The 15,589-nt window shown below is 33.8% G+C and carries 10 protein-coding genes; 3 read left to right on the forward strand and 7 right to left on the reverse strand.

Annotated elements, in window-relative coordinates; genetic code table 11:
- Nucleotides 1-24 precede the first annotated feature (24 nt).
- Together gyrA and M0M44_RS14470 are read left to right on the forward strand one after the other, a co-directional pair.
- Nucleotides 25-2,664: a DNA gyrase subunit A gene (gyrA, locus tag M0M44_RS14465; RefSeq protein WP_248726284.1), complete on the forward strand. Its 2,640-nt coding sequence runs from the start codon at nt 25-27 to the stop codon at nt 2,662-2,664.
- 36 nt (nt 2,665-2,700) lie between these two features.
- The gene (locus M0M44_RS14470; protein ID WP_248726285.1) at nt 2,701-3,969 is read left to right on the forward strand and encodes a tetratricopeptide repeat protein; all 1,269 of its coding nucleotides are present in this window, start codon (nt 2,701-2,703) and stop codon (nt 3,967-3,969) included.
- Between the two features lie 62 nt (nt 3,970-4,031).
- On the opposite strand, the gene M0M44_RS14475 is transcribed toward M0M44_RS14470, so the two are convergent.
- The 7 genes from M0M44_RS14475 to M0M44_RS14505 form a co-directional block, all read right to left on the reverse strand.
- The gene (locus M0M44_RS14475; RefSeq protein ID WP_248726286.1) at nt 4,032-4,451 is read right to left on the reverse strand and encodes an OsmC family protein; all 420 of its coding nucleotides are present in this window, start codon (nt 4,449-4,451) and stop codon (nt 4,032-4,034) included.
- Nucleotides 4,452-4,863: 412 nt separating this feature from the next.
- Nucleotides 4,864-6,843, reverse strand: a complete 1,980-nt coding sequence (locus tag M0M44_RS14480; protein WP_248726287.1) for a DUF349 domain-containing protein — start codon at nt 6,841-6,843, stop codon at nt 4,864-4,866.
- 249 nt (nt 6,844-7,092) lie between these two features.
- Complete coding sequence (locus tag M0M44_RS14485) at nt 7,093-7,839, reverse strand: lipid A phosphoethanolamine transferase (protein ID WP_248726288.1); 747 nt, start codon at nt 7,837-7,839, stop codon at nt 7,093-7,095.
- A gap of 68 nt (nt 7,840-7,907) precedes the next feature.
- On the reverse strand, nt 7,908-8,660 hold the full coding sequence (locus M0M44_RS14490; RefSeq protein ID WP_248726289.1) for a shikimate dehydrogenase family protein: 753 nt from the start codon (nt 8,658-8,660) through the stop codon (nt 7,908-7,910).
- Nucleotides 8,661-8,662: 2 nt separating this feature from the next.
- On the reverse strand, nt 8,663-10,057 hold the full coding sequence (locus tag M0M44_RS14495) for a tetratricopeptide repeat protein (protein WP_248726290.1): 1,395 nt from the start codon (nt 10,055-10,057) through the stop codon (nt 8,663-8,665).
- A gap of 263 nt (nt 10,058-10,320) precedes the next feature.
- On the reverse strand, nt 10,321-11,514 hold the full coding sequence (locus tag M0M44_RS14500) for an aspartate aminotransferase family protein (RefSeq protein WP_248726291.1): 1,194 nt from the start codon (nt 11,512-11,514) through the stop codon (nt 10,321-10,323).
- A gap of 193 nt (nt 11,515-11,707) precedes the next feature.
- On the reverse strand, nt 11,708-13,387 hold the full coding sequence (locus M0M44_RS14505) for an OstA-like protein (RefSeq protein WP_248726292.1): 1,680 nt from the start codon (nt 13,385-13,387) through the stop codon (nt 11,708-11,710).
- Nucleotides 13,388-13,671: 284 nt separating this feature from the next.
- On the opposite strand from M0M44_RS14505, the gene M0M44_RS14510 reads away from it, so the two are divergent.
- Nucleotides 13,672-15,543 (forward strand): alpha-amylase family protein, encoded by a 1,872-nt coding sequence (locus M0M44_RS14510; protein WP_248730008.1) that lies wholly within the window; start codon nt 13,672-13,674, stop codon nt 15,541-15,543.
- Nucleotides 15,544-15,589: the final 46 nt, after the last annotated feature.

Consider the following 15,589-nt stretch of genomic DNA (forward strand, 5'->3'; position numbering starts at 1 on the left):
TATAATTATTTAATATAACAACTTATGTCTGAAGGAGAAAAGTTAATTCCTATTAACATAGAGGATGAAATGAAGTCAGCTTACATCGATTATTCGATGTCAGTAATTGTATCGAGAGCACTTCCTGATGTTAGAGATGGCTTGAAACCAGTGCATCGAAGAGTTCTTTACGGAATGTATGATTTAGGTGTAACGTCAAGATCTGCCCACAAAAAGTCTGCAAGAATCGTAGGGGAGGTTTTAGGTAAGTACCACCCGCACGGTGATACCTCTGTTTATGATGCAATGGTACGTATGGCGCAGGAATGGAGTATGCGTTATTTATTAGTTGACGGACAAGGTAACTTTGGATCTGTCGATGGAGACAGTCCCGCAGCAATGCGTTATACTGAGGCCAGAATGCGTAAAATCTCAGAAGATATTATGGCAGATATCGAAAAAGAAACAGTTGATTTTCAGCTGAACTTTGACGATACTTTATATGAGCCAAAAGTAATGCCTACAAGAGTTCCTACTTTATTAGTAAATGGAGCAACTGGTATTGCGGTTGGTATGGCAACTAATATGCCTCCACACAATTTAACAGAGGTTATCAATGGTACTTTAGCGTATTTAGATAATAATGATATTGAGGTTGACGAATTAATGACACATATTAAAGCTCCTGATTTTCCAACGGGAGGTGTAATATATGGTTATGAAGGCGTTCGTGAAGCTTTTAAAACGGGTAGAGGACGTATTGTAATGCGTGCTAAAGTTGGTTTTGAAGAAGTTGACGGAAGAGAGTGTATCATTGTTACTGAAATTCCATATCAAGTTAACAAAGCCGAAATGATCAAACGTACGGCTGATTTGGTTAACGAGAAAAAAATTGAAGGTATTGCGAACATTCGTGACGAATCTGACCGAAATGGTATGCGTATCGTTTATATCTTGAAACGAGATGCTACACCAAACGTAGTTTTAAATACCTTGTATAAATATACTTCATTACAATCTTCTTTTAGTGTAAATAATATTGCATTAGTAAAAGGGCGTCCGCAAATGTTGAATCTGAAAGATATGATTCATTATTTTATTGAGCACCGTCACGAAGTTGTAGTTAGAAGAACGCAGTTTGAATTGCGTAAGGCAGAAGAGAGAGCTCATATCTTAGAAGGATTAATTATTGCTTCTGACAATATCGACGAAGTAATTGCGTTAATCAGGGGATCTAAAAACACAGATGAAGCTAGAGAAAAATTAATCGAAAGATTTAAATTATCAGATATTCAAGCTCGTGCGATTGTTGAGATGCGTTTACGTCAGTTAACAGGTCTGGAGCAAGATAAATTAAGAGCTGAGTTTGAAGAATTAATGAAGTTAATTGAGCATTTGAAAGCTTTATTAGCAGATGTTAATTTGAGAACAGATTTGATTAAAGAAGAGCTTACAGAAATTCGTGATAAATACGGTGACGAAAGACGTTCTCAAATTGAGTATTCTGGTGGAGATGTGAGTATTGAAGATTTAATTGCTGACGAAAATGTAGTTATTACAATTTCACACGCAGGTTACATCAAACGTACAAACCTTACAGAATACAAAACACAAAATAGAGGTGGGGTTGGACAGAAAAGTGCTGGAACAAGAGATCAAGATTTCTTGGAGCATATGTTCGTGGCAACAAACCACCAATATATGATGTTCTTTACCCAAAAAGGAAAATGTTTCTGGATGCGTGTTTACGAAATTCCAGAAGGAAGTAAAACAGCAAAAGGTAGAGCAATTCAGAACTTGGTAAATATTGAAAGTGATGATAAAGTAAAAGCTTTCATTTGTACACAAGATTTAAAAGACAAAGATTATATCAATACGCATAATCTTGTAATGGTGACAAAACAAGGTCAGGTGAAGAAAACTTCTTTAGAGAAATATTCTAAACCAAGAGCAAATGGAGTTGCTGCAATTACAATTAAAGAAGGAGATGAATTAATTGGTGCTCAGTTGACTAACGGAGAAAGCCAGATTATCTTGGCGGTTAAATCTGGTAAATTAGTTCGTTTTGAAGAAACTAAAACACGTCCGATGGGAAGAACAGCTTCGGGAGTTCGTGGAATTACCTTAAAAGATGAAAGTGACGAGGTAATCGGAATGGTTACTGTAGATAAAAATGATATTTCTACATCTCAAATCTTAGTTGTAACTGAAAACGGATACGGAAAACGTACTAAATTGGTTGACGACGACGGAGAAGATGTGTACAGAATTACAAACCGTGGAGGTAAAGGGGTTAAAACGCTTAATATCACTGAGAAAACTGGTAAGTTGATCTCGATAAACGCTGTTACTGATGCAGATGACTTAATGATTATTAATAAATCTGGATTAACGATTAGAATGGCAATCGAAGATTTACGTGTTATGGGACGTGCAACTCAAGGTGTTAGATTGATTAATCTTAAAGGAAAAGATTCTATCGCTGCTGTAACAACTGTAATGAAAGATGATGCAGAAGAAGTAGAATTGGATGAAGATGGAAATGTAATCGGTGCAATTGAGCGAGTTAAACCAGATATGGAGGTTTTAGAAGATGACGGATCTGCAGAAGAGGAAGACGACTCTGATGATGAAGTAGAAGAGGAAGACGATGCTGAAGCAGAAGACGAAGAGTCTGAAGAATAAGTAAAAAAAGAAAATTAAATACAAATAAATACCATTATGAAAAGTAAATATGTAATACTTGCATCAGCATTACTGATCTCTGTAGCTACGTTTGCTCAGAAAGATCAAATTAAAAATGCTGAAAAGGCATTAAAAGGCGGAGATGCACAAGGTGCTCTTGCTCAATTAAAAGATGCAGAGAACTTAATTGCGAATGCTAAAGATACAGAACAGGCACAATACTATTTCGTTCAAGGAAATGCTTTTCTTGACCTTGCAAACAAAAAGGTTGAAGAAGGTAAAAACTTATTAGCAGCAGCAGATAGCTACAAGAAATTAATTGATGTAGAAAAAGCTTCGGGAAAACAAAAATATTCTACACAAGCAGCAGCGTCAATCACTAACATTAAAGGATTATTAATTAATTCTGCAATTGCTGACACGCAAGTAAACAAACATGCTGAAGGTGCAAAGAAATTGTATGAAGCGTATGAGTTAGACAAGAAAGATACAATCAACTTGTATTATGCGGCTTCTACAGCTGTAAATTCACAAGATTACGATCTTGCTTTGCCAATGTATGAAGAGTTGAAAAAATTAAACTTTTCTGGAAAAGGAACTTTATACTTAGCGGTAAACAAAGCTAACGGAAGTGAAGATAACTTTGCTAATGCTAAAGAAAGAGATTTAGCTGTTAAATTAGGAACTCACGAAAAACCTAAAACTGAAGCAATTCCTTCTAAAAGAGGTGAAATCTACAAAAACTTAGCCTTGATTTTAGTTCAAAAAGGACGTACCGAAGATGCTAAAAAAGCAATCTCTGATGCTAGAAAAGCGAATCCAGAAGATTCATCTTTAATTCTAACTGAAGCGAATTTATACTTAGAAAGCAAAGATTACGAGACATACAAAAAATTAGTTGGTGAAGCTTTAGAAAAAGATCCGAAAAATGCTGATTTAGTATTTAATTTAGGAGTAATTAGCTCTGGAGCTAAAAACAATGCTGACGCAGAGAAATACTATTTAAAAGCAATTGAAATCAATCCTGAGTATACAAATGCTTACTTAAATCTTGCTGCTTTAAAATTAGAAGCTGAAAAACCAATCATCGACGAGATGAATAAATTAGGTACTTCTGCTAAAGACATGAAACGTTACGATGTTTTAAAAGCACAAAGAGAAGCTGTTTTCAAAGGAGTTATTCCTTACCTTAAAAAAGCTAACGAATTAGATCCTAAAAACGAGGACGTTTCTAAAACATTATTAGGAGTTTACAATGCTCTTGAAATGACTGCAGAAGCTAAAGCTTTAAAAGCAAAAATGTAAACGTTACTTTTTTTAAAATAAATAAAAAACCATTCACCTCGTTGAATGGTTTTTTTATGCTTTTAGCTGACTAATTCAGATGATAAAGTAATTGTGGTATTTAATAGTTTTGAAATCGGACAGATTTCTTTAGCTTTGGCTGCAGTTGCCGCAAATTCTTCGGCAGAGATTGATGGCACTTTACCTTTTAAATCTAAATGAATTAAGGTGATTGACCCGTCTTCAAAAGTTACTGTAGCTTCTGTAGTTAAATCATCGGCTGTAAAGCCTGCTTCGTTCAATAAAAAGCTTAATTGCATTGTAAAACAGCCCGAATGCGCTGCAGCAACCAATTCTTCTGGATTTGTACCTACGCCATCAGCAAATCTTGTTTTAAAAGACAGCTGTGCATTATCTAGAGTTGTGCTTTGCGTGCTAATTGTTCCTTTTCCTTCCATGCCAGTTCCTTTCCAGTTGGCGTGTGCTTTTCTTGTAAATTTCATATTCTCGTTATTTAAAAATTAGTGTTAAATGTTATTTGCTTGATTGCTATTTAATAGTGGTAACTCAAATATAATCAATATTTTGCAGAATAGTTTTATGAAATTTAATGAGATTGTTAAGTTTTGGGTTTTAGGTTGGAGTGAGTTTTAACTGCAAATTGCGCAAAGGTTTACGTAATCCCGATAGCTATCGGGAGCGGAGTTTTTAGGTTTGTTCGAGGCTTTGTAATCTTTCTCAAAGTTTAAAACTTTTAAAAAGATCTGCATAATATTAAGACAACGCTTTGAGAACTTTGAGGTTAAAAAAAAATGCAATGAGATCATTGCATCTTTTAAATTATAAAAAATTCCAAATTCGAATTAAGCTTTGTTAATTGGAATTTGGAATTTAAAAAATTGGAATTTCTAGTGTTTATTCCTGTCCCAAGTTTCTTAATTGTTTCAATTTATCTTTCCAAACTTCAAGGCTTTCTTTATGAATTGCAATGTTTTTACGAACCTCTGTAACTATTGAATTCTCTTTTTTGGCATTTTTAGTATTGGTAAAGAACTGAATGTTGTTCTCTAACTGGAAGATTTCATTTTGAACTTCCTCAATTTTACGCATAATAAAGATTTTTTCATTATCTAATTTGCGAGTGTCATTGCTGTCACTTAGAGAATCAATACGGTTTGCAAAACGCATCATTTCAGATTCTTTTTTGCTTAAACTTAGTTTTTCAAAAAGAGCATCTAAGATTTTATTGAACTTTCCTTCGATATGTCTTCTAGAGAAAGGAACTTTTCCAAATCCTTTCCAAGTTTCAATATGTGCTTTTATGGCATCTAAATCTGTTTTATGATCTCCAGTTAATTGGAAAGATCTTAAAGTGTCTAGGTATGTTTTTTTATTGTCAAAAGCGGCAACTTCTTCACTGTTTTCTTCAGATTTATGCTCTTTTAATTTATCAAAATAATGGTTGCAGGCATCCTTAAATTCTTTCCAGATTTTATCTGAATATTTTTTAGGAACGTGGCCAATTTGTTTCCATTCTTCCTGGATCTGTTTCATTACAGGAGTTGTAGCTGAGAAATCGGTGCTTTCCTGTAATTCTTTCGCTTTTGCAACAAGAGCCAGTTTTTTATTTAAATTATCGTTTTGATCTTTTTTAATGTCTTTATAGAAAGAATTTTTGAAAGCATTGAAATTTCGAACAGCAGTTTTAAATGCGGCCCAAGTTTCTTCGTTTACTTCAGAAGGAACTTTTCCTGCGGCAAAGAACTCATTTCTTAACTCTTCTACTTTCTGAATCTGAATAAGCCATTGCGAGTGAGAATTTACTTTTTCACTTCCAAGTACTTCAATTTTAGCAATAATTTCTTTTTTAGTTTCAAGATTTTTTTGCTCGTTTGCTCTTTGGCTTTCAAATAAAAGTTCTCTTTTATCGTGTATTTTTTTAGTCAATTCGCTAAATTGATTCCAGATGGCATCACGGTGCTCTTTAGAAACTGGTCCGATTTCTTCTTTCCAGATTCTGTGTAGATCCTGTAATTCGCGGAAAGATTTGCTGACATCAGTGTCATTTACCAATTCTTCAACGCGCGCTATAATCTTTTGTTTTAGTTCTAAATTATGTTTAAAGTCTAAATCTCTAGCCTCGCGATCTAAATGTAGATAATCGTAGAAGTTTTCTACATGAAAATGGTAATTGTTCCAGACGTGATTGTATTTGTCTTTTGGAATTGCTCCAGCATTTTTCCATCTTTCTCTTAATTCATTAAAATGCTTAAGAGTGTCTTTGATGTTTTCTTGCGGATTGATTAATTCCTTTAATTCCTCAACAATAGCCAGACGATTCTCTAAATTGCTTTTTAGATTGGTTTGTAAATGTTTAAAATGAGCATTTCTTTTATCTCTAAAAACATTATAATATTCGTCAAATTTTGATTTTAAAGGAAGGTGATATTCAAATTCTTCATTAGGATCTGGATTAGAAGCTAAAAATTCTTCTTTTTTCTCCTCTATAAGATGATGATACTGTAGTAAAAAAGCCTTTTTGATTTCTTCAATATGATCTTTTACAGACATTACTTTGTCTATATTAACCAGTTTTTTAAGTTCATCAACAAGAGCGTCAAGCGAGAAAGTGTTGTAATCCTGCATAGGAATGTCATGACGATCCTTTAAAGTTTCGTCCTCACTTTCAGCAGCATTTGAATTTGTAATGACATCTAATGCTTCTTGATGATCATTTTCTTGTTTTTCTACTTCGTTTTCCGTTTCTGAGACCAAATCTTGGGTCAAAGTTTCAGAATCTGATGTTTCGATTGCATCATTTGCTACAGAATCATTTATTTCGATTCCAGATTTTCCGTCTGCTTCATGCAGGTTATCATTCTTTTCTTCTAACATCTTTAAAATGTATAAGGTTTTTATTTTAAACAATGCGAAAGATAGTAAAGGTGTTTCTAACTACAAAATAAATCACTTGTTTATACGGTATTTTACGACGAAATTCCTATTCTTTCTAAAAGTTTTCTAGTATGTTGAATCTATTTTTAGTGAATTATTAAAGGATATATAAATTCAAAAATTGGCATTGTATCTAAAATACACTCTCAATTATCCATTTTTTTGGGACTTCTATTGCTATTTCTTTAATTAAAAAAGAATTAACACTCCAGCTTCCAGCCCCCAATTATAGGTCCTCTCAGGACCGAAACCAGCGCTGGGGTGTATGTAAACAAGATTTGAGGGTGTAATTTTTCGTCCAAATTCAACAAAAGCATTATTTTGAAAACCTTCAATAACAGTATTATATCGAAGTGCTACATCTCCAGAAATCCAGTTTTTTCCAAAAAAATGCATTAATAGATTTTCTAAAAGTGCAGTACTAATATCGGAACGATCACTATTTCCGGCAAAACTCTGTTGATATTCAACTGTAGAGAGTAGCAAAAACTTTTTTCTATTAAAGTATCTTCCGTAAACCATGGCAGGCATAACAACCCATTTTCCGGTTCCAAAATTTGGATCTGCGGCTGTGTTAGAATAAACTCTGGTTCTTACCGCAATACCATTGTTATTTCTTAAGTAAGGAATAAAGCTGATTCCGCCTCCCACATCCCCAATTGCAGTCTTGTTTGTAGAAGTGGTGTTAGTAGAAACAAGAGGAAGATCAAATCGTAGATTCCAGGCTTTATTGCCAATTGGCCATAAAAAACGAACTTGTGTGGTATTAAACGAACCTTTGTCGGTATCTAAATATTCATTGTAAAATAGAATTGTTTTAAGAAAATAATGATAGCGAGGCTCAGATAACGGACTTTTGAGAGTGTCTGAGTTTTGAGCTGAAAGTAGGTTGTGTAATAAAAAAAATAAAATGCTAAGTAATTGTATTTTATTCATAACCACTTGTTAGTTAGTGGATTAAAAATACAAAAAATACGTTAACATTTTATTTTTTGATACTTATTTTATTTATTCCAGATTTTCCATGCTTTTTCAGCTTGAAAAATAAGCATATCGTGACCATTTTTAATTACAGCGCCCATTTCTTTTGCTTTTCGTAAGAAAGTGGTTTCTGCTGGATTATAGATTAAATCGTATGCAATGTGTTTTTCTGTGAAAAACTCATATGGCAAATTCGGACAAGCTTCAATATTCGGGCTTGTTCCAACTGGTGTACAGTTGATTATAATTTGAAAATTGTCAAAAGTAGTCGCGTTGATCAAATCATAGTCAATGATGTTTTCTTTTGCTTCTCGAGAAACAAAAGTATAAGGAATATCCAATTCGTCCAAAGCAAAAGCTACGCCTTTAGAGGCTCCTCCTGTTCCCAAAATAAGCGCTTTTTTGTGATGTGGCTCTAATAGTGGCTTAAGAGACTTTTTGAATCCGTAATAATCTGTATTGTAGCCCTTTAATTTACCACTTTTAGTAAATTTAATGGTATTAACAGCACCAATCAAAGCAGCTTTTTTTGATAATTTATCTAAGAATGGAATAACTTGTTCTTTGTACGGAATAGTAACATTTAAGCCCTTTAAATCAGGATTGTTTTTAATTAATTCTGTGAAGTAATTAATTTCAGAAATGTCAAAATTCTCATAGCTGTTGCCAGCAAAAACTTCATTGTTAAATTTTTCTGTAAAATAACCTTTTGAAAAAGAGTAGCTTATGTTGCGTCCTAATAATCCAAAACGTCTTCTTAATAAAATATCAACCATTCTTATTTACGATGTTTTTCTATATAATTTTTTACTGTTTTTTTTGCCCAAACAACTGGGAATAAGTCTTCAATTAAGATATAATTATCAAAATTTAGACGTAAGCCATTGCTTAAATGAAATTTAGCTTTTGTATTATCTTGAATCATAAAATACAATCCAGCCAAACGATATTCGATTTCGTTTTCTTCAGGAAAATATTCTGAAGCTTGCAATAAAGTTTGAATAGCCGTTTCAAATTCTCCTAAAAACTGAAGGATATCAACCCAATACAACCAAGTGTCTAGTGCATAATCTCCAAATTCAACCGCTTTTCTAAAACCGAATTCGGCTTCTTCAAAGAAATTCATTTGCTTGTTGATTGTAGCATATCTTTTCCAGTACAAACGATTCTGATTGTCAATCGCTAAAGCTTTATTCACAAAAAACAATGCTTTTTGATAGTTTTTCTGGCGAAGATGAAAATCTGTAATCGCAATCCAACCTTTATCTAAAAGCGGATCTTCATGTACAGTTTGGTTATAATATTGAATTGCTTTCGCTAAATTTCCAAGTTTTTCATAACATTTTCCAATTCGAAGAAGGGCATACGAAGTCGCATCGTCCAATTCGATGGTTCTGTTATAACTTTCAATTGCTTCATTGTATTTTTTTAGACGCTCGTAAGCTTTTGCTTTTTCCATAAAAGCGCCTAAAAATTCATCATCAATCAGCGTTGCATAATCAAATGCACGAATCGCCGCTTCATATTCTTTTATGCCATAATGAAGACGTCCAAGCTGATGCCAAGCGATTTCGCTGTATGGATTTCTGTTGATGTATTCGTTTAGATAGACAATAGCTTCTTGATTTTGGTCTAAAAACTCAAAGCAATACACTACGTTATAGAGAGCAGATTGATCTTCTAAGTCTTCTTCAAGACATTTGATAAAACTGTCCTTTGCAAGCTCAAGATTATCCATAAAAAGATATTCCATTCCGATCAAATTGTACACATCAGCATAATCATCAGTGTATTGAAGCGCGATTTTTAACAGTTCGACCGCTTTTTCGTGCTGATCTCTTTTTGAGCAGATATTGGCTTTCTGGATATAGATTTCCTCGTTGTTGGGTTCAATTGCGTATAACTCATTCAAAAGCTTTTCAGCAATGTCGAGTTTGTCATCATAAACCAGCATTTCTACTTGTACTAATTTTAAGCCTGTAGATTTTGGGTGCTGGTCTAATGCAAGTTTTAAGGCCTTTTTTGCTAAATTAGCCTTACCTATGTCTAAATAATGAAGAATTATTTCTTCAAATTCTTCAGAATCAAAAAAGAGCACTTTGTTAGTTTTTAACATCGACTCAAATTTGGATAGGGATAGGTTATAATCTTCTTCTTCGTTGCTTAATTGCATACTTCGTATATTTGAAATTAGCCTGTTATAAATTTAGGCAACCATATAATCGCTGTAAGGATAAGGAATTAATTGTTTTGAACAATTTAATTAACAATATATGGCGTTTTTTATTCTATTTTGGGAAGAAATCTCCTTTGTTTACAAGGGATTAGCTTCGGTATTGTCATTTTTTTATTTGTATCAGAAGACTTTGTAGAAATAGAAATGGAGCATTAATTTCTGTCAGTTTTATTAAAACAGCGCTCAAATAGTTTTGTGTTTTAGTTATTGCTCTTCTTCATTATTTCGTCCATCACGTCTAAAATGATTGCGCAACCTTCTCTAATTTCGTCTTCAGAAATAGTCAAAGGAGGTGTAATTCTTATTGCGCATCCTTCAAATAAAAGCCAGAATAAAATAAGTCCTCTGTCTTGACAGGTTAAAATGACTTCGTTTGTAATATCTGCCGATTCTGTCATAGCGGCAAGCATTAATCCTTTTCCTCTAACTTCTTTAATCAAAGGATGTACCAAAAGTGATCTGAAGAGTTTTTCCTTCTCTAGCGTTTCTGCCATTAAATTTGTTTCAGTTAATTCTTGCAAAGTAGCCAGGCAAGCTGACGCAATGACAGGGTGACCTCCAAAAGTGGTAATATGTCCCAGTTTTGGATTTTCTGTTAAAAGATCCATTTTTTCAGCAGAAGCAGTAAATGCACCAACAGGCATTCCGCCGCCCATTCCTTTACCCATAACCACAATATCTGGAATAACATCATAATTTTGGAAACCAAAAAGTTTTCCTGTTCTTCCAAAACCGGGCTGAATTTCATCCACAATCATTAAAGCTCCAACCTCATCACAGCGTTTACGGACTTTTTGAAGGAAATTATTTTCTGGCTGAATAAAACCAGCTCCTCCTTGAATGGTTTCTAAAAGAATGGCTGCAGTTCTTGTAGTTATTTTTTGCAGGTCTTCTTCGTTATTGAACGTAATAAAATCAACATCTGGAAGTAAAGGTCTAAAAGCTTGTTTACGCTCTTCAAATCCCATAACGCTCATCGAGCCCATGGTATTTCCATGATAAGCGTTGTGACAAGAAATAAGCTGACTGCGCCCTGTAACTCTTTTTGCAAGCTTTAAAGAGCCTTCAATAGCTTCTGTGCCTGAATTTACTAGGTAGGTTTTATTTAAGGATTCTGGAAGCAGAGAAGCCATTAATTTGCAATACTGAACGGCCGGACTCTGAGAGTATTCTCCGTAAACCATCACATGCGAATATTTGTCTAACTGATCTTTTATTGCCTGATTTACACGTGGATGCTGATGTCCTAAAGTGCAAGCCGAAACTCCAGCAACAAAATCTAAATATTTTTTATCGTTTGTATCGTATATGTAAGAGCCAACGGCGTGCGAAACTTCCATTCCGAGTGGGTAAGGAGAGGTTTGTGCTTGGTATTTTATAAAATCTGGATTCATTTTTTTTAAGTTGCTAAGGTACTGAGATACTAAGATTCTAAGTTTTTTTTACTTTACGCTTAGGTTAACTTTTTTAGAGGTTCAAAGCTGCAAAGGTACTGAGATTCTGAGGTTTTTTAACTTTACGATTGAAGTTAATTTTGTGTTTTAAATAATCGCCATAGAACCTTAAACTGGGACTGGGACTGAAAAACTATTTGATTTTAGGCTTCGGTTCCGCTTTGGCAGCTGGTTTCTTCTTGTCGTAATTCAAGGTTTCTTTCCTGATTTTCAGAGGAACGTTTTTACCTTTTTCTTCTTGTTCTTTTCCTTCTTTAATCAGTTTTTCATTCAGTTCATTGTCTTCTGCAGAAAAAATATCATCTTTAGATTTGATTCTTTCATCGCCTCTCCATTTCATTCCTCGAAGTTTTCGAGCATTTTCTGGAAGTTCATCTTCAGGAAAAATATCGCCATCCACTTTATTGAAGAAAGTGATGGTTTCGATTGCATTATTTTCCAATATCATGTTGATTTTACTGCTGACATTTTTATTGATTCCAATTAACTCGTTGGCATCATTTCTCATGTAGTAAATGACTTCGGTATTTTTAATGACATCAACATCATGCAATTTTCCATCCCGGAATTTTCCAAACAAATTAATTCCCTTGACTTGATTGAAACCTGTTCCGAGTGTATCCTTGGAGAGGACAAAAGTATTATTTAGCACCTTTAACGAGTCAATTTTTCTCGTTTTATTGTCGCCAATTAAGTGCATTACATCACCTGTAATCTGGTTGTCGCCATTCCAAAGAATCGGATTTCCTATAAGCTTTGTCAAAGCGCTTTTAGAATCTGAGTGTATAGAATCGCACTTACCGCTCATATCGGTTTTATAAAAACGAACATTGTTAAAAGCGCGCAGAATTCGTTCGCCTTCTTTTCCTGTTACCATTAATTTTTTTCCGTGAATATAAACCGAGTCATTTTCAACTAAATTGATGGCAACAGCTCTTTTGGTTACAAACATTGAATCCTTAAGTTTGTAGAGCTCTGCGTAATGTCCTTTTACAATTCCTTTATTAATCGAATCGGTAATTTTTACATTTCGTGTTGCCGATGCAAATTCGATATTTCGATTATAATACAAACTGTCGCCTTCTATAAGTCGGTCATCGTACTTAATGTAGGATCTTCGCAGAAAATGGGCTAAGTTTTTCTTCGTATCGTAAAAACCTTTTTCGGTATAAATGTAATTGGCTTTACTTGTAATAGTTGAAGGGCCAAGAAGATACGTATGTCCAGAATTGCTGTAATAATCCAAATGGTTTGATTTAATCACATATTTCGGATTCGTAATCGTAACTTCAGTCAAGAACTGAAATTTCTTTTCTTTTACATAATACCTCCCAGATTTACTTACCAAAGTATTGTCTTTGTTTACTATAGTACCTTTTGTATTATAAAATGCTTCTTGAACATTTCTGTCAAAATTAATAGTGTCAGTTTGCAAAGTGGCATCAGGAGAAGTTAAAACGGCATTTCCTGTAGCAAAAGCTTTTTTTTCATTTCCACTATATTCGGCATATTTACTATTCAAGAATAAAGTGTCTCCTTGTACTAATTGTACATTTCCGAATGCTTTTAAATAATTTTCTTTCTGAAAAAAATAAGCTTTGTTGCAAGTTAGCACAACACCATCATGATTCACTTTTACATTTCCAGTAAGTAAAAGCGCATCAGGTACATTAACTTGATCCACATCAGAAAAGTCAGCATTCTCGATGACAATTGTTTTTGGAGATTGAGCAGTTTTTTTTGCTTGCGCGAAAGTGAATTGAATGCTTAAAAAAGACAGACAAATAAATATGAAAAAGAGTGATTTCTTCAACTGATTAAATTTTTGTCAAATTTATAAAAAAGGTTACAACCTGTGGCGGTTATTAGCATTAATTTATAATTAGTCATTAACAGTCTAAAGTTGAATCAAGGCGTTTTTTTATTTTTCAACAAAATGGCATACTCTCACGTTGTAGTAGTTGTGTTTAGACTGAAAACAGTGTAAATTAGATAAATCGTTTTCGAAGTTTTAAAAAATGAGCTATTTTTAGAAAATTGTTTTCATGTTTTTTAGAGATGAAACCAATAGACGAAATAAGAATAGCCCAAGAAAATATGATAAGTAAAAAAATAATTGCAGTCGGAATTACATTAACTGTACTTTTTTCAGCCTGTAAAACAAAAGATTTAAAAATGAGTACTGCAAACGAACAAACTGCAACAGATAAAAAAGTTGTAGTCTATCAAGTATTTACGCGCCTATTTGGAAATAAAAATACAACCAATAAACCGTGGGGAACTATTGAGGAGAACGGTGTTGGAAAGTTTAATGATTTTACAGATAAAGCTCTTCATGAAATAAAAGATTTAGGTGTTACTTACATTTGGTACACGGGAGTTCCGCATCATGCTTTAGTGCGAGACTATACCGCATACGGAATTTCAAATGATGATCCAGAAGTGGTAAAAGGGCGTGCAGGTTCTCCTTATGCTGTGAAAGATTATTATAATGTAAATCCAGATTTGGCTGTAAATCCCGCAAAGCGATTAGAGGAATTTGAGGCTCTAATAAAACGTACTCATAATGCAAATCTGAAAATATTAATTGATATTGTTCCCAATCATATCGCGAGAAAATATGAAGGAAAAACGAATCCAGAAGGTGTAAGGGATTTTGGAGCAGATGATGATGTGACAGTTGAATATAAAAGAGACAATAATTTTTACTACATTCCTCAACAGCATTTTGAAATTCCTGACGGAGATATTCCGTTAAACGGAGAGAAAAATCCGCTTATTGATGGGAAATTTGATGAAAATCCAGCAAAATGGACAGGGAATGGTTCTCGTAAAATTAAACCAGATCAAAACGATTGGTACGAAACGGTAAAAGTAAATTATGGAGTACGTCCTGACGGAACTAAAGATTTTCCTGAACTTCCTGCTGGTTTTGACCAGAAATCCTATCAGGAACATTTTGCTTTTTGGCAAGACAAAGATGTTCCCGATTCTTGGAAGAAGTTTAGAGATATTGCGTTATACTGGACAGCAAAAGGAGTTGACGGATTTCGTTATGATATGGCCGAAATGGTTCCGTATGAATTCTGGAGTTATATGAATTCTTCGATTAAAATGAAAAATCCAAATGCATTTTTGTTGGCTGAAGTTTATAATCCGAATGAATACCGAAATTATATTCGCCTAGGAAAAATGGATTATCTATATGATAAAGTAGAAACGTACGATAAGCTGAAAGATGTTATTCGCGGAAAATCTTCGCCTGATGAATTAACAAAAATCCAAAATGGCATGTCGGATATTGAACATCATATGCTTCATTTTCTTGATAATCATGACGAACAGCGTTTAGCAAGTCCAGAATTTGCAGGAACTCCAGAAAGAGGGAAGCCTTTAATGGTTGTCTCGGCAACAATCAGTACTTCGCCAACAATGATTTATTTTGGACAAGAAGTAGGAGAGGCCGGGAACGAAGATGCAGGTTTTGGAAAACGATCGAGAACCTCGATTTTTGATTATATCGGAGTTCCAAATCATCAGCGCTGGATGAATGACGGTAAATTTGACGGAGCGAAGCTTTCTAATTCAGAAAAAGAATTACGTGATTTTTATAAACGTTTACTCAATTTTACAATCAAAAGCAGTGCTTTGATGGGAAGTTTTGAAGAGATTCAATCTGCAAATAGACAAAATAATGAAAGTTATGATGCGTTGTTGTATTCTTATGCACGTTGGTCTGAAAATCAGAAACTGATCATAATTGACAATTTTTCTTCTGAGAAAGGAAATGGATTCAATTTAAAAGTTCCGTCATCGCTTATTTCAAAATGGAATTTAAAAGATGGAGAATATCAATTGAAAGAGCAATTGTATCAAAACAAAACATTTATATTGAAAGTGCAAAATGGAGAAGGAGTTGCTAAAGTTTCCATTCAGCCTTCGGAATCTTTGATTTTAGAGTTGAAATAATTAGTGATTGGTTAAAAGTGAATAGTAATTAGCGATTTTAATTACT

This window comes from Flavobacterium humidisoli, from assembly GCF_023272795.1.
Taxonomy (GTDB): Bacteria; Bacteroidota; Bacteroidia; order Flavobacteriales; family Flavobacteriaceae; genus Flavobacterium; species Flavobacterium humidisoli.